The organism is Nocardiopsis akebiae, from assembly GCF_018316795.1.
GTDB lineage: Bacteria > Actinomycetota > Actinomycetes > Streptosporangiales > Streptosporangiaceae > Nocardiopsis > Nocardiopsis dassonvillei.
Genome location: NZ_CP074132.1, coordinates 4966824 through 4982179, shown reverse-complemented (window position 1 = coordinate 4982179; position 15356 = coordinate 4966824). Strand labels below are relative to the sequence as shown.

Below are 15356 nucleotides of genomic sequence, written 5' to 3'. Positions count from 1 at the left end.
CGCCTACCGCCTCCGCGGCGGACGCAGGCAGGCGCCGCTTACCAGGCAGACCGGCACGTCCTCGGCCGGTGTGGGCTCCCACGTGCGCGCGCACTTGCCCTGGGGGCACCCGTACAGGGCGGATGCGGGGCGGGGCAGGCCTGTCCCGGCCACCCCCGCACCCCCAGAACCCACCAGGCGCACTCCGTCGGCGTGGGCGGCCAGTCCGCGCCCGTCGAGGGCGGCCAGGGCCTCCTGGAGCCCGGCCAGCTCCGCCGACGCGTCCCCGCCGCCTCGCGCGGCCCCGAGCACCGCGTCGACCAGTTCGGGACCGCCGGGCACCGGTTCCAGCCGGTCCCGGATGTCGCCGGCGTGCTCGCAGACCACGCCCAGCCCCGCTGCGGTGTCCTCGTTCATGGACCTCCCGTCCTCCCGGCCGCTCCTGCGCTCGAGTGCCCGCCACGGCACCCGGCACGGGCCCCACCTCCCCGGGGGCCGTGCCCGGTGCGCGCGGACACCCTCCCCCCCACTCCTCTCGGCCACTCCTCATGTCCGAAAAGGGCGGTTTGTGATCTACGACGTAAAGATCCGCCATGAAAACATCCCCGAAAGCGGGGGGAGAGGGAAAATCTCCACACGTCCCCGCAGTTCCGGGCCCCGCATCCGGACCACGCGCCCCCGGCCGCCGTGGCTACACTGCACGCGTGGCCATCCAGATCTCACCCAGCATCCTGAGCGCCGACTTCGCGCACCTCGCCGACGAAGCGGCCGCCGTGTCCCCGTCCGCCGACTGGCTCCACGTCGACGTGATGGACAACCACTTCGTCCCGAACCTGACGCTCGGCCTGCCCATCGTGGAGTCCCTGCTCAAGGCGACCGACACCCCCCTGGACTGCCACCTGATGATCGAGGAGCCCGACCGCTGGGCCCCCGCCTACGCCGAAGCGGGCGCGGGCAGCGTCACCGTCCACGCCAAGGCCGCCGGGGCCCCCGTGCGCACGCTGCGCGAGATCCGCCGCCTCGGCGCCCGCGCGGGCCTGGCCCTCAACCCCGCCGAGCCCGTCGAGCCCTACGCCGACCTCGTCGGCGAGATGGACATGCTCCTGCTCATGACCGTCGAACCCGGCTTCGGCGGACAGAAGTTCCTCGACGTGGTCCTGCCCAAGATCCGCCGTGCCCGCGAGATCCTCGACAGCCGCGAGGCCTCCGTCTGGCTCCAGGTCGACGGCGGCGTCAGCGACGAGACCATCGAGCGGGCCGCCGAGGCCGGAGCCGACGTCTTCGTCGCCGGTTCGGCCGTCTACGGGGCCCAGGACCCGGCCAGGGCCGTGGAGTCCCTGCGCGCCCTCGCCGCCGGGGCCGCCGCCAGGGCCTGACCCCGGAGCACCGACCCTCGCAACCGAACGTCCGTCCGCGCAACGATCGCGACACGGTTCCGCCCTTCGCTGGCCCCGTCCGGCGCCTCCCCCTAAGCTGTGCGACTCGTAGTCGTGAATCTCGCTTGGTCGCGGCTCCGTCTTCCCCTCCGCCTCCGCGCGCGTGGGGGAGCGGCGCGGCGTGAGCGCGTTGCCAGGCGCGGACCCCCGGGAGTACGCGTTGAACGCTTGGACCGCCGAGCACTTGGCCATGGACGCGCTGTGGGAGGCGGAGACCGTCCCCATCCTCTGGCTCCAGGGCCTGGGGGACTGGCTCGCCCACCCGCTGGGCCTGGTCACCCACCTGGGCTCCCACACGCTCGTCATCCTCGCCCTCACCCTGGTCTTCTGGTGCGTCAACCCCGGCCTGGGGGCGCGTCTGTTCGTCGTGGTGGCCTGCTCCGGCGTGGTCAACCAGCTGTTCAAGTCCCTGCTCTACGGGGCCCGGCCCCCCTGGTTCGACGCCCGCGTCACGGCCCACACGAGTTCGGACAGCTTCGGGATCCCCTCCGGGCACACCCAGGGCGCCACCGTCACCTGGGGCTACCTCGGCATCAGGTCCGGCCGCCGCGCCGGGCTGTGGGCGGCGGCCGCCGCCATCGCGCTCGTCTCGCTCTCGCGGATATACCTGGGCGCGCACTTCGTCAGTGACGTCGTGGCCGGGCTGGTGCTGGGCGCCGCCCTGCTGTGGGCGGTCCTGCGCTGGGAGGAGCGCGTCACCGCCTGGTGGCTGGGGCTGAGCACCGCCCGCTGGGTGGGCTGCGCCCTGGCGGCCGTCGTGGTGCCCTGCCTGGCGGCCACCCTCTGGCAGCTGCTGGTGCGCGGTGACTGGACGGTCCCCCAGGAGTGGATCGGCGCCGTCCCCGCCGACCCGGCCGGTGAGACCCTCACCGGTCTGTACACCGTGGCCGGAACCCTGCTGGGCGGGCTCGTGGGCTTCACCCTGCTCGCCAGACGCGGCTGGTACAGCGCCGCGGGCACCCTGGCCTCCCGGGCCGCCCGCTTCGTCCTGGGCGTCTCGGTGATCGTGCTGGTGCAGGTGTTCGTGAGCGTGGTCTTCGGCCACCTGAGCGGGCTCGCCGACGCCGCCGTGTCCTTCGCCGCCTACGGCGCGATCACCTTCTGGGCCTCCTTCCTGGCCCCGGAGGCCTTCGTCCGCAGCGGTCTGGCCGCCCGGCCCGGGGCCGCGGCCGAGACTCCCTGAACCGGCGGGGCGCCCGGTCGCGGCGACACGCCCGCCGGAGTCCCCGCCCGCGCGTGCGCCGCCCGCGTCGGCGGTGGAGAGGGCCGATGATTCGCGTCACACGGGCTAGGCGCTCCTGTTGACGAGGGGTTAGGATCCCTACCAGCAAGTTCAACACGTGCTCCGGGGTCGGTGTAATTCCGAACCGGCGGTGACAGTCCGCGACCCGGCCGAGTCCATCGGCCGGTTGAACCGGTGGAATTCCGGTACCGACGGTGAAAGTCCGGATGGGAGGCAGTACGTGTCGGGACGGCCCCTCGCCGCCCGCGTCCGCTGACGCGCGGCCCCGGTGCCGTCCTGTTCGTGGACCCTTCTCCACGCGTCCCCTCACCCCGGAGCCGCCAGGCGAAGGGAAGGCAAGGGCGTGTTCACCGGAATCGTCGAGGAACTCGGCGAGGTCGTCTCCATCCAGGCCGCGGGCACCACGGGTGAGGCCGTACTGCTCACCGTCCGAGGCCCCCTGGTCAGCTCGGACGCCGCACACGGCGACTCCATCGCGGTCAACGGCGTGTGCCTGACCGTCGTCGACCGGGGTGAGGGCACCTTCACCGCCGACGTCATGAAGGAGTCGCTGGACCGCTCCAGCCTCGGCGGCCTGGCCCCGGGCTCCCGGGTCAACCTCGAACGCGCCGCCCGCGCCGACGGCCGCCTGGGCGGCCACATCGTCCAGGGCCACGTCGACGGCACCGCCGCCCTGGTCTCCCGGAATCCCGGCGACAACTGGGACGTTCTGCGTTTCGGGCTGTCGGCCCACCTGTCGCCGTACGTGGTCGAGAAGGGCTCGATCACCGTCGACGGCACCAGCCTCACCGTCTCCGCGGTCAGCGAGCCGGGGGCCGAGGATGAGTTCTTCGAGGTCAGCCTCATCCCCGAGACCCTGCGGGCGACCACTCTGGGCGGACTGGCCATCGGTGCCACCGTGAACATCGAGGTGGACGTCATCGCCAAGTACGTCGAGAGAATCACCGCCGTGGCGGCGGTCCGCCCGCGGGCGTGAACGCCCGAGCACGGCAGGAGGGGGCGGACCCGCGCGGGCGCGCCGCCACCCGTCACACCACCCACATCCACGACCCATCCAGGGAGCGGCCATGACCGTCACCGAGCCCACCCCGGCCACGACACCGATCGACCAGGCCGTCGTCCTCGACACGATCGAGGAGGCCGTCGCCGAGTTCGCCGCGGGGCGGGCCATCGTGGTGGTGGACGACGAGGACCGCGAGAACGAGGGCGACATCATCTTCGCCGCCGAACTCGCCACGCCCGAACTCCTGGCGTTCACGATCCGCCACACCTCCGGCGTGGTGTGCGTCCCCCTGGAGGGCCGGGACCTGGACCGCCTCGACCTGCCGCTGATGACCGCGCGCAACGAGGAGAGCCTGCGCACCGCCTACACGGTGACCGTGGACGCGCGCGAGGGCGTCACCACGGGCATCTCCGCCGCCGACCGGGCCCGCACCATCCGTCTGCTGGCCGAGCAGGGCAGCGGCCCCGCCGACTTCGTGCGCCCCGGCCACGTCCTGCCGCTGCGCGCCCGTCCGGGTGGCGTGCTGGCCCGGCGCGGCCACACCGAGGCCTCCGTCGACTTCGCCCGCCTGGCCGGTCTGCGCCCCGCGGGCGTGCTCGCCGAGGTCGTCAACGACGACGGCACCATGGCCCGTCTGCCCCAGCTGCGGGAGTTCGCGGACGAGCACGGCCTCAAGCTGGTCTCGGTCGAGCAGCTCGCGGCCCACCGTGAGGCGCTGGGGGAGGCGCTCACCGAGGCCGAGGCCCACCCGCCGCTGGTCACCCGCGCGGTCCAGACGCGCCTGCCCAACAGGTACGGCCAGTGGCGCGCGGTCGGGTACCGGGGCACCGCCGACGGGGCCGAGCACGTCGCGCTGGTGTACGGGGACCTGACCGACGGCACCGACGTCCTGGCGCGCCTGCACTCGGAGTGCCTCACCGGCGACGCGTTCGGCTCCCACCGCTGCGACTGCGGCGCCCAGCTGGACTCCGCCATGGCCGACATCGCCGAGGAGGGGCGCGGGGTGCTCGTCTACCTGGGCGGCCACGAGGGCCGGGGGATCGGTCTGCTGCACAAGCTGAGCGCCTACAGCCTCCAGGACCAGGGGGCGGACACCGTGGACGCCAACCTGCGCCTGGGCCTGCCCGCCGACGCGCGCGAGTTCGGCGCCGGGGCGCAGATCCTGGCGGACCTGGGGGTGTCGTCGGTGCGCCTGTTGAGCAACAACCCCGCCAAGGCGGAGGGGCTGGAGCAGCACGGGGTGCGGGTCAAGGAGCGGGTGGCGATGCCCTCCTTCGTCACCGAGGACAACATCGACTACCTGCGCACCAAGCGCGACCGCATGGGCCACGACCTGACCGGCGTCTCCCGCTGACACCGGTCCCGCGGTGCGGCCGACCGGCCGTTTCGCGTTCGGAGCCCCCTGCGGGCCGGGGCTGGTTCCGCCTCGGCGGCGGCCCGGGGCCCGCACAGTTCGTTCGGAGAGGAAGCAGGAGCCCATGAGTGGTGAAGGACGCCCCGACAGCAGCGGTGTCGACGCCTCGGGGATGTCGGTGGGCATCGTCGTGACCCGTTGGAACGCGGGCGTGGTCCAGCCGATGCTCACCAGAGCCCTGGAGGTGGTGAGGTCCTCGGGTGCGGTCGAGCCCGTCGTGGTGGAGGTCGCCGGGGCGGTCGAGATTCCGGTGGTCGCCCAGGAGCTGGCCCGCAAGCACGACGCCGTGATCGCCCTGGGCGCGGTCGTGCGCGGGGGCACACCGCACTTCGACTACGTGTGCCAGTCGGTCACCCACGGTCTGACCGAGGTGGCGCTGCGCCATTCCACCCCCGTGGGCAACGGCGTGCTCACCTGTGACACCCTGGAACAGGCGCTCGACCGTGCCGGACTGCCGGGGAGCGCCGAGGACAAGGGCGCCGAGGCCGCGCTGGCCGCCCTGGACACGGCGGCGGTCCTGCGCGTGCTGCGCCGCTGATCCGGCCCGGTGGCGCGCACGGTGACGGTGGTGGGCCGTCCGCGCACGCGGGCGGTCGAAGAGGTGTCGCGCGCGGGTCCGGATCCGGCGGGCGGCCGCCGGGCGGTCCGTGGCGGGCGGTGCGTGCCGCGGGTCCTGGCGGGTCCGTCCGGCGGTACGGCGTCGCGGGGCGCGGCCCGGCGGCGTGCCGGGGCCGCGGCGGACACGGTCCAGAAGTGGAGCAGTGGGTGCGGACGAGGGAACAGCCCGTGGACGGCGAGGAGACTGGGCAGACGGTGCTGCCCAGGACGTGGCGGCCCCGGTCGGTGCGGTGGGTCGCCTACGGCCTGGCGCTGCTGATCGTGGCGACCCTGGCGGTCCTGGCGGCGATCCTGCCGGGCAGCTGGGGGGTCATGGACCGGGTCCTGATGGTGGGTCTGGGCCTGGCCATCGCGGCCGCCCTGCACCTGCTGGCCCGGCCGCGGCTGGTGGCGGCTGAGGAGGGCGTGACGGTGGTCAACAGCATCCGCACCCACGTGCTGTCCTGGGCGGAGGTCGTGGACGTGCGGATGCCCGAGGGCGAGCCCTGGCCCTCGGCGGACCTGTCCGACGGCACGACCCTGGCGGTGATGGCCATCCAGAGCGCCGACGGCGAGTCCGCCCGGCGCGCCCTGGAGGAGTTCCGCGTGCTGCTGCACGAGCGCGGCGAGGGCCGCGAGCCCGACCGCTCGTAGGAACCTCCTGAGGGAGCCGCCGGATTCCTGAGGATCGGTGGCTCCCGAGTGTTGTGCGGGGCACATAGTTTGGTACCGAGAGCCACCGACGGAACGTGGAAGAGGTACCGCGTGCGCGACATCCGAGCGGCCGTGTCCGACCTGTACGCGTCGGGCGAGACGTTCGCGCTGGCCACCGTGATCGACACCTACAAGAGCGCTCCCCGCGACGCCGGGGCGGCGATGCTGGTCAGCGCCTCCGGGGAGGCGGTCGGCAGCGTGTCCGGCGGCTGCGTGGAGGGCGCGGTCTACGAGGAGGCCCTGGAGGCCATCCGCACGGGGGTCCCCGTGCGCCGCACCTACGGGGTCAGCGACGACGACGCCTTCAGCGTGGGCCTGACCTGCGGCGGGACGCTGCACATGTTCGTGGAGCCGATCAGCCGGTCCTCCTACCCCCAGCTCGGCTCGGTGATCGGCGCGGTCGACGAGCACCAGCCGGTCGCCGTGGCCACCATCGTCTCCGACCCCTCCGGCCAGGGGCGGGTGGGGCGGCGCCGGGTGGTCTGGCCCGGCCACGCCGAGGGGGACCTGGGCAGCGACAGGCTGGCCGACGCCCTGGACGACGACGTGCGCGGCATGCTGGCCCAGGGCAGCACGGGCCTGCTGCGCTACGGCGCGGACGGGCAGCGGCGCGGGGACGAGCTGGAGGTGTTCGTGCAGTCCTTCGCGCCCGCGCCGCGCATGCTGGTGTTCGGTGCGATCGACTTCGCGGCGGCCGTCGCCGACCTGGGCACCTATCTGGGTTACCGGGTGACGGTGTGCGACGCCCGGCCGGTGTTCGCGACCGCCAAGCGCTTCCCCACCGCCGAGGAGGTGGTGGTCAAGTGGCCGCACGTGTTCCTGGACGAGATCGCCGACCAGATCGACGAGCGCACGGCCATCTGCGTGCTCACCCACGACCCCAAGTTCGACGTGCCGGTGCTCAGCGCGGCGCTGCGCACCCGTGCCGGGTACATCGGCGCGATGGGGTCCCGGCGCACGCACGAGGACCGTTTGGAACGGCTGCGCGAGGCCGGGGTGGGCGAGGCGGAGCTGGCGCGCCTGCACTCGCCGATCGGTCTGGACCTGGGGGCGCGTACCCCGGAGGAGACGGCGGTCTCGATCGCCGCCGAGCTGGTGCAGGTGCGGTGGGGCGGCAGCGGGCGGGCCCTGCGCGAGACCAGTGGCAGGATCCACCACGACGCGTCGGGTAAACCCCTGGTTCCGGCCGGATTCGGCCACCGTGTGAAGTGAACCGAAACCCGCCGGGCCGCGGAGTGCCTGGTCACGGCGGTTTCGCGGGGGCGGTCGCGGAACAGGGCGGGACGGGCTGTGCCAGGTCGCCCATCCCGCGCGCCCGTGCGTGGCATCATCGCGTCATGGGTACTGGGGGGCAGGAACAGGGCGGGGAGCGCACGTGTACGGGCCCGGTGGCGGGCCTGCTGTTGGCCGCGGGTTCGGGGAGCAGACTCGGGCGGCCCAAGGCGCTGGTCGAGGTGGGCGGCGAACGCCTGGTGGACCGCGGCGTGCGCACGCTGACCGCGGGCGGCTGCGCCCCGGTCATGGTGGTGCTGGGCGCCGCCGACACCCCGGTGCGCGGTGCCCACACGGTGCACAACCCCGACTGGCGGACCGGGATGGGGTCCTCGGTGCGCGCCGGGATCGACGCCCTGCCCGACACGGTCGACGCGGTGCTGATCGCGCTGGCCGACCAGCCCCTGGTCACCCCCGAGGCGGTGCGCCGCCTGGTGGAGGCGCACGAGCAGGGTGCCCGCGCCGCGGTGGCCACCTACCGCGGCAACCAGCGCAACCCCGTGCTGCTGGGCCGCGAGCACTGGTCGACGGCCTACGCCATGGCCGTGCACGACGTGGGGGCGCGCCCGTTCCTGCGCGCGTACTCCCATCTGGTCACCGCCGTGCCCTGCGACGACATCGCCAGCCCGGAGGACATCGACACGGTGGAGGACCTGGAGCGGCTCAGCGACGTGCTGGGCCGGGAGCCCTCCGGTTCGGGCTGACCCCCGCCCGGGGCCGTGCGCGTCGGCGGTCCGGGGTTCAGACCAGGGGTTCGGCGAGGATGCCGAACACGTGCTCGGTCGACTCTCCGGGGGCCAGCACGATCAGGTCGGTGCCGGTGGCCAGCGCGTTGGCCGGGCAGGTCATGGGCTCGGCGGCCAGGTGGGCCCGGTGGTCGTCCCCGCCGAGGGTGTCGGCGCTGAACAGCTGCAACCAGCCGAAGCCGCGGTCGCACCACAGCGATACCCGGTGCTCGGGGCCGCTCGCCCGCACCCACGCGCGCCCGTCGGCGTCCCTCTCCAGTTCGGTGAAGGCGGTGTCCAGGACGGTGCCGCCCAGTTGGCGGCCGGGCGTGCGGAAGTCGAAGTCGCCGCCGTCCACGGGGACGGGGCCGCCCACGGGCAGCATCTGCCCGTCCACCGGCTGGCGGGTGCCCGCGGTGACCTCAAGCGCGAACTCCCCGCGCGCGGCCAGGGCCGACAGCGGCTCGCCCAGGGTGAGGTAGGGGTGGAAGCCCAGGCCGAACGGCAGGGGGGAGCCGCCCGGGTTGCGGGCGGTGGTGGCGACCGTCAGCCCGTCGTCGGAGAGCCGGTAGGCGACGGTCATCTCCAGGGGGAAGGGGTAGCCGGGCCCGCCGCCGAAGTCCAGCCGCAGTCCGACCGCGTCCTCGGAGACCGACGTCGGCGCCCACGCCCGGTCGTGGACCAGTCCGTGGATGGCGGTGCCGGTGGCCGGGTCGTTGGGTTCGGGGCGGTGCTCGACCCCGTCGAAGCGGTAGCCGTGCTCGGTCACGCGGTTGGGCCACGGCGCGAGCACCTGGCCCTGGAAGGCCTTGGGTCCGTCCCCGTCGTAGGGCCAGACCACGTCGCGGCCGCGCCAGGTGAGTGCCCGCAGTGCCGCTCCCGTGCGGTCGACGCGCGCTCGGTACTCTCCCGAGCGCAGCTCGATCACCTCACCCACCTGGCACCTGCTTCCCCGTCGTGGCCGTGCGTCCGTGTGCCGAACCGGGCGATCATAGCCCACGCGCCCCGCCGGGGGGACACGGCGGGACACGTGACGCGTGTGACGGAAGTTGTTCAGGAGGTTCACAGCAGCTCCCGACGCGTCACCGCCCGCACCGGACGCTAGGCGAGCAGGCCGTCCAGGGGGATCAGCACCCCCGAGCCCAGCGCCAGCAGCCCCGTGGACAACAGCACCACCACCATGAACAGGGTTCCCACCACGGCCAGGCGGAAGGCACCCAGGCGCCGACGGGCCCGCGAGGTGGGCTTCCTGCTGGCCGCCGAGCGGCCCAGCGCCACCAGCAGCACCGACAGCAGCACCGGCAGCCACCACGCCGCGCCTGCGTCGCCGGGCAGCAGTCCGGTGACCGCGCCGGTCAGCTCCGACAGCCAACCCAGGACGGCGCCGTTGCCGGCGTCCAGCAGCCCGGTGTAGGCCGAGGTCACGAACTCGCTCTCGGGGTAGAAGCCCTCCTGCGGGCGCACCACGCGGCCCAGCCCGTCCAGGAGCCCGAGCAGCGCCGCCGGGTAGGCGAACCGGCGGCACGCGCCCGCCTTCATCGCCCGCTGGATCTGGCCCATGGTCTTGTCGGCCCGGCGCCTGCGGCGTTCCTGTTCGCGGGGGTCGAGCGAGGGGTCCTGCGGTCCGGCGGGGTTGTAGGGGTGCGGGGCGGTCGGACCCTCCGGGCGGCCGGTCGCGGAGGCCCCGGCGGCGCGTCTGCGGACTCCGGCCGCCTTCTCGCGGACCTGGGACCAGCGTTCACCGGCCGAACCGGCCAGTGACGCCCACCGGTCCTGTCGGCGCGCCCTGCCGTCGGCGCGCTCGCGCTCGGAGACCGCGCCGCCGACCCGTGCCGCCTCGGGCAGCAGGAGCACCGCCGTGATCAGGGCTGCCCGGGTGGCCAGGGCGTCGCGGCCGTTGGCGTCGCGCAGGGCCAGGCGCCGCTGTTCCACCCACCACGGGGCGTGCGGGGCCGCGGTGCGCTGGCGCGGGTGCCAGGACTGGCGGCGCAGCAGCGACCGGCTCCGGGAGGCGGTGTCGGGGAGCAGGACGAGTTCGACCGCCCTGGCCCAGGCGGTGTCGGTCTCGTGGGTGTCCGGGCGCCGGGGCGCGTCGGGGCCCGAGCCGACCAGCTGGTCGACGTTCTCGGACACCTTGCGCATGATCAGGGGCACCTCGTGCTGGACGCGCTCCAGCAGGGCGCACCGCCCCGGACCGCCCGAGCGGCAGGCCGGGTGCGGGCACCAGTGCTGGGCGCCCAGTCCGACCGCGCCCGAGGTCACGGCCTCGCGCACCACCGCGTGGCGGCTGGCGTCGCCGGTGGCCAGGTCCAGCAGTCCGTCGGCGCTGATCTCGTGGCCGCGAAAGCGCGGCGGCATCCCGGGCACGTAGCGGGCGGCCAGAGCGCTGATCGCCACGTGCGCCTGTTCGGGGTGGGCGTCCAGGCCGGTCAGGTAGGCGCGGTCGAAGGTGTAGTCGTTGACCTCGCGGTCCAGCCAGCTGCGCAGTTGCGGCCAGTGGGTGCGCAGCCACATGGCGCCGGTCTCGGAGCGGTCGAGCAGGTCGAAGGCCAGGCTCGGCGGGTCCTCGTGGCTGGCTCCGGCGAACTCGATGGGGCGCAGGCGCGTGACCGCGCGGATCTGCGGGCGCTCGCCCGCAAGCCACTGCACGACCTCGTCGTGGCCCCAGCGGGCCGAGGGCGCGAGCGTGAGCAGGCCGCGGGCCAGCAGGCGCCAGCGCTCGTCGGTGATGGCGGAGATGTCCACCTCGGTGTTGCGGGCGGTCAGCCAGTTGCCGCCGCGCTCGGGGCGGCGTCCGGCCACCAGTTCGTGCACGATCACGCCCAGGGACCACCAGGCCGCGGGCGCCTCGCGGCGGCCCTCGACGACCTCCGGCGCGGCGTAGTCCTCGGTGACCGCCAGGCCGCCGTAGACGCGGCTCATGGTGGCGCGCACGGCGCCGCCGAAGTCGGTGAGCGCCACGACCGGCGGGTCCAGGGAGCGCACGAGCAGGTTCTCGGGCTTGACGTCGGTGTGGTTGTGCTGGAGTTCGTCCTGCCAGTGGTGCAGGCAGTCGGCGACGGCGGAGACCACGGCACGGGCGCGCTCGTCCGACAGCGGAGCCTGGTCGATGAGCGAGCGCAGCGAGCCGTGGGAGAAGTACTCCTGGGCCTCCCAGGCCAGGTCCTCGCCCCAAGAGCTGGCGGCGGTGCCGTACCCCTGGATGGCGGGGGTGTGCGGCGAGGCGGTGCCGCGGGCGCGCAGGCGGTCGAGGAGTTCGCGGTTGATGTCGTGGCCGGGCCGGTACACCTTGAGGGCGAGTCGGCGTCCGGGGGAGTCGGTGGGTTCGGCCAGGTAGACGACGGCCTCGCCGCCCGCGCCGATGTGGTCGAGCACGCGGTAGCGGCGGCGCAGTTCGGCGGGGACGGCGTAGTCGAGGTCGCTGGCGGGGCCGACCACCACGCGCGAGACCAGGCGGGCCATCCAGTCCAGGAGCGGGCCGAACAGGGTCCGCCACCAGGGCGTGCGGCCGTCGGCGCGGCCGTCGCCCGGGATGGTGCGGGCGGGGCGCGTGCCGGGGGCCGCGGCGGCCGTGCGGGTGGCGTCCGCCTGACCGGCGCCGGGCAGGACGCTGGTGCGGTCCGCGGCGGGGGAGGAAACGCGGGTGGGCGCGGTGTCGCCCCCTCGGGCCGTTCCCGGGCCGAACACACGGGTGGCCCAGCGCGTGCGGGCCGCGGGCGCGCGGTCCGCGTCGGGGCCGATGCGTGTGGTGGGCGCGGTGGGTTCGATCCGCTGGGTCGGCGCGTTCTCGTCACCGGGGTCGGGCGTGACCATCGGGGTCGGAGCCATCCTTCGGATAGGCGTTGGTGTCGTGGACCTGCGGGGGAACGAGGTCCCTCCAGGGTAGGTCCGCGCGGCGCGGTTCGCGCGGCGTTCGCGGCACCGGACCCGTGTCCCCCGTCGTTCCCTCCATCCCGTTTGACTCCTCGCGACTCCGTGAAGTTCCACCGGAACCGGGAGTGGGGCGGAGGGAGGCGGTCGGGCTCCGTCCGGACGTTTTCCGGAGGTTGTCCACAGGCGCGGGCAGGGGCTGGCGGGAACGGGTGCCTGTGGGCTTTGCTGGAAACAGGGGGGCCATCCCTCCCGGCCACCGCGTGCTGCCCTCACACGTGTCCGCGTCCTGTACGCCTCGTGTGCCTCAGTGCTGTCCGCGCGGGGTCACGCCGAGCCTGTCGCAGGCCTCCTGGTACATGCGCACGACCTCGGCGCGGATCTGGGCGCGCTCGGTGAGGGGCCGCGCCCACGGCACGCGCACGGCGTGTTCGGTTCCGTCCACGGTGACCGCGTAGTCGCCGCCGTCGCCGTCCAGGCCCGTCATGCGCGCGGCGGTGGCCTCGGGCCGGCCGCCCAGCGCGCGGCAGATGAGCAGGGTGTCCTCGGGGTGGTCGCCGTTCATGTGGGCGGTGACGGCGGTGACGACCTCGGGGGAGAAGGGGTTGGACGGGGGCACGGGACCTCCTGGTCGGCGGGTGGCGCGCACGCGTGGCACGAGCGGGGGGAGGGCTGCGCGCCCTCCCCCCGCTGACGATATCCGAGCGGCCCCGAAGGTGATGACGATGTGTCGTCAAAAATTCCGGGGGGCCGCCCCGCCCCGTGTGTTCCCCTGTCCCGTACGGCCCGGAGTCCGCCCGGCCGTCACGGACGTGTTCAGGCCTGGCGGGTGAACTCGGCGTCGATGTCGATGGTGATCTTGTCGCCGACGACCACGCCGCCGCCGTCCATCGGCATCTCGATGTCCACGCCGAACTCCTTGCGGCTGATCTGCGTGGAGGCGGTGAAGCCGGCGCGGTTGAGGCCGTAGGGGTCGATGGTGGAGCCGTTGAACTCCAGCGCGATCTCGACGGGGCGGGTGTTGCCCTTGATGGTCAGCTCGCCCTGCAGGACGAAGTCCTCGCCCTTGGCGACGGCGCCGGTGGAGCGGAAGGTGAACTCCGGGTGCTCCTCGACGTTGAAGAAGTCGGCGGAGCGGATGTGGTTGTCGCGGTCGCCGTTGTCGGTGTTGATCGAGCTGGCGTCGATGGTGGCCTCGACGGACGCCTGGGTGGGGTCCTCGGGCACCGTCAGCGTGGCGTCGAACTTCTCGAAGCGCCCGCGGACCTTGCTGACCATCATGTGCCGTACGGAGAAGCCGACGACGCTGTGGGCGGTGTCGATCTTCCAGGTTCCGGACTGGAGTTCCTGCGCTGCCATGGTGTCTCCCTGTCGGGTCGGCGGACCCGGGGTCCGGGCCCACTCGCTGAGGTATAACAAGGCTTCTTAGAAGAATCTTCCTCGGAAGAGGAGTTTAGGCAATGCGAGGCCCTCGTGCAAGGCGTTCTCCCACCACAGTCCGCCACGGCTCGACGCGGGGCCCGACGGTGTGGCGGGGCGGGGGTTTCGGACACGCCGCTACGATGGGCCGCATGAACAACGCCGGGTGGCTTGACTTCGGAGAACAGCACGTCTGGCGTGGTTTCCTCAGGATGAACGCCTGGGTCTACGACGAGCTGGAGAAGGACCTGCGCGCCCGTACCGGGCTCTCCCTCATCGAGTACGGCATCCTCGTGCACCTGTCCGAGGCCGAGGGACGGCGCATGCGCATGCGGGTGCTGGCCGACAGCGTCATCGTGTCCAAGAGCAGGCTCTCCCACCAGGTCGCACGGCTCGAACGCGGCGGCTACGTGCACCGGGAGCACTGCGACGACGACCGCCGCGGGCTGTGGGCCGTGCTCAGCGAGAAGGGCTCCCTCCTCCTGGAGCAGGCCGCGCCCGGCCACGCCGAGCGCGTGCGCTCGCTGATCTTCGACCGCCTCAGCGGGGAGCAGGTCGCCCAGCTCGGCTCCATCATCGGCGCGCTGGAGGAGGGCGGGGCCGCCCGGCGGGGGTGAGGGCCGTGCCCGCCCTGCCCGCGGCCCCGTCCGTTTCGTGTGACCGAATCCGCCTAAGGCGGGCCGGGCCCGGGCGGGCGTCGCCCGACCCGCGCCGCTTCGGGCGTGCCCGCCACGGGCCCAGCGCCCCACGGGTAGAGTCGGTGCACGTGAGCAGACCATCCATCATCGGCGCCCAGAACTTCCGCGACGACGACGGCGGCGTCGATCCCGAGGTCGCGGCACGCCTGCGCGAACACGCGACGGGCGCCACGGGCGACCGCCAGGTGCTGGCCGCGCTCAGCGGAACCCGCGTGCTCATCCCCGTGGTCGCCGTGGCCACCGAGACCGAGGAGGGCGTCGGCGGGCTCACCAAGGACAAGAACAGCGAGGTCGCCGTCCCGATCATGACCGGCAGGGACGGGCGGCGCGGCATGCTCGCCTTCACCTCCGTGGACGCGGTCCGCCGTTGGCGCCCGGACGCGCGCCCGGTGCCCTTCACCGTCAGGGACGCCTGCCAGGCGGCCCTGGAGGAGGAGGCGGACGCGCTGGTGCTCGACGTGGCCGGCCCCGTGCCCTACACCGTGCAGGGCCCCTTCCTCGGCATGATCGCCGAGACCGGCGCCGTCCCCGCGCCCAAGGACGACCCGCAGGTCCTCGGACTCATCTACCAGGTCACCAAGGGCGAGTTCGGCATCGAGCGCGTGCGCATCCACCCCTCCGAGCGCGGCGAGATCGGCATCCGCCTCGAACTCGAAGAGCGCGACGACGAGGTCCTGCGGCGCGTGGCCGAGCGGCTCACCGCCGAACTGCGCCACGTGCTGCCCGGGGGCATCGAACTGAGCGCCGTCGTGCGCGCCCAGCGCGGCGACGCGCCCCCGGGCGGGCCCGGGACCGCCGACAGGGACTGACACCCCCCGCACCGGGCGCCTCCGGGCCGGGCCGCGAGCCCGCGCCTCCGGACCGCTCCGCGCCTTCGCCCCGTGCGCGCGCCGTGCGGGCGTGCGGTGCCACGGCGTTCGCGGACGGGGAGTTGTCCACAGACCGGACCGGGCGGTGTCGCCACGGGCCCCGGAAGGGTAGCTTCC

Annotated in this window: 15 protein-coding genes and 1 riboswitch; of the genes, 10 read left to right on the top strand and 5 right to left on the bottom strand. The window is 73.9% G+C overall.

Annotated features, from left to right (window positions below):
• Positions 1-3: 3 nt before the first annotated feature.
• Positions 4-396 carry a hypothetical protein gene (locus KGD83_RS21325; RefSeq protein WP_212640849.1) on the bottom strand — a complete coding sequence of 131 codons (393 nt, stop codon included), beginning with the start codon at positions 394-396 and terminating at the stop codon, positions 4-6.
• 287 nt (positions 397-683) lie between these two features.
• Here KGD83_RS21325 and rpe point away from each other — a divergent pair, with 287 nt between their 5' ends.
• From rpe to KGD83_RS21285, 8 genes are all read left to right on the top strand, one after another.
• Positions 684-1355 carry a ribulose-phosphate 3-epimerase gene (gene rpe, locus KGD83_RS21320; RefSeq protein ID WP_212640848.1) on the top strand — a complete coding sequence of 224 codons (672 nt, stop codon included), beginning with the start codon at positions 684-686 and terminating at the stop codon, positions 1353-1355.
• A gap of 220 nt (positions 1356-1575) precedes the next feature.
• Positions 1576-2598: a phosphatase PAP2 family protein gene (locus tag KGD83_RS21315; protein WP_394358123.1), complete on the top strand. Its 1023-nt coding sequence runs from the start codon at positions 1576-1578 to the stop codon at positions 2596-2598.
• Positions 2599-2751: 153 nt separating this feature from the next.
• Positions 2752-2882, top strand: a riboswitch (FMN riboswitch).
• Positions 2883-3001: 119 nt separating this feature from the next.
• A complete protein-coding gene (locus tag KGD83_RS21310) occupies positions 3002-3634 on the top strand; it encodes a riboflavin synthase (RefSeq protein ID WP_212640847.1) in 633 nt (210 codons plus the stop codon).
• A 91-nt stretch (positions 3635-3725) separates the two neighbouring features.
• Complete coding sequence (locus KGD83_RS21305) at positions 3726-5015, top strand: bifunctional 3,4-dihydroxy-2-butanone-4-phosphate synthase/GTP cyclohydrolase II (RefSeq protein WP_212640846.1); 1290 nt, start codon at positions 3726-3728, stop codon at positions 5013-5015.
• 124 nt (positions 5016-5139) lie between these two features.
• Positions 5140-5613 carry a 6,7-dimethyl-8-ribityllumazine synthase gene (gene ribH / locus KGD83_RS21300; RefSeq protein WP_212640845.1) on the top strand — a complete coding sequence of 158 codons (474 nt, stop codon included), beginning with the start codon at positions 5140-5142 and terminating at the stop codon, positions 5611-5613.
• 248 nt (positions 5614-5861) lie between these two features.
• Positions 5862-6326, top strand: a complete 465-nt coding sequence (locus tag KGD83_RS21295) for a PH domain-containing protein (RefSeq protein WP_212644541.1) — start codon at positions 5862-5864, stop codon at positions 6324-6326.
• A 111-nt stretch (positions 6327-6437) separates the two neighbouring features.
• A complete protein-coding gene (locus tag KGD83_RS21290) occupies positions 6438-7598 on the top strand; it encodes an XdhC family protein (protein ID WP_212640844.1) in 1161 nt (386 codons plus the stop codon).
• A 176-nt stretch (positions 7599-7774) separates the two neighbouring features.
• Entirely contained in the window at positions 7775-8362 is a 588-nt protein-coding gene (locus KGD83_RS21285) for a nucleotidyltransferase family protein (protein ID WP_212644540.1), read from the top strand.
• Positions 8363-8399: 37 nt separating this feature from the next.
• Here KGD83_RS21285 and KGD83_RS21280 read toward each other — a convergent pair whose 3' ends face one another.
• From KGD83_RS21280 to KGD83_RS21265, 4 genes are all read right to left on the bottom strand, one after another.
• The gene (locus KGD83_RS21280) at positions 8400-9320 is read right to left on the bottom strand and encodes an aldose 1-epimerase family protein (protein WP_212640843.1); all 921 of its coding nucleotides are present in this window, start codon (positions 9318-9320) and stop codon (positions 8400-8402) included.
• Positions 9321-9484: 164 nt separating this feature from the next.
• Positions 9485-12196 (bottom strand): serine/threonine-protein kinase, encoded by a 2712-nt coding sequence (locus KGD83_RS21275; protein ID WP_212644539.1) that lies wholly within the window; start codon positions 12194-12196, stop codon positions 9485-9487.
• A 364-nt stretch (positions 12197-12560) separates the two neighbouring features.
• The gene (locus KGD83_RS21270) at positions 12561-12872 is read right to left on the bottom strand and encodes a DUF2470 domain-containing protein (RefSeq protein WP_212640842.1); all 312 of its coding nucleotides are present in this window, start codon (positions 12870-12872) and stop codon (positions 12561-12563) included.
• Between the two features lie 197 nt (positions 12873-13069).
• Entirely contained in the window at positions 13070-13612 is a 543-nt protein-coding gene (locus KGD83_RS21265; RefSeq protein WP_212640841.1) for a YceI family protein, read from the bottom strand.
• A 203-nt stretch (positions 13613-13815) separates the two neighbouring features.
• Between KGD83_RS21265 and KGD83_RS21260 the strand changes: the two genes are divergently transcribed.
• A complete protein-coding gene (locus tag KGD83_RS21260; RefSeq protein WP_394358080.1) occupies positions 13816-14289 on the top strand; it encodes a MarR family winged helix-turn-helix transcriptional regulator in 474 nt (157 codons plus the stop codon).
• Between the two features lie 149 nt (positions 14290-14438).
• Entirely contained in the window at positions 14439-15179 is a 741-nt protein-coding gene (locus tag KGD83_RS21255) for an SseB family protein (protein WP_212640839.1), read from the top strand.
• The last annotated feature ends 177 nt before the right edge of the window (positions 15180-15356 follow it).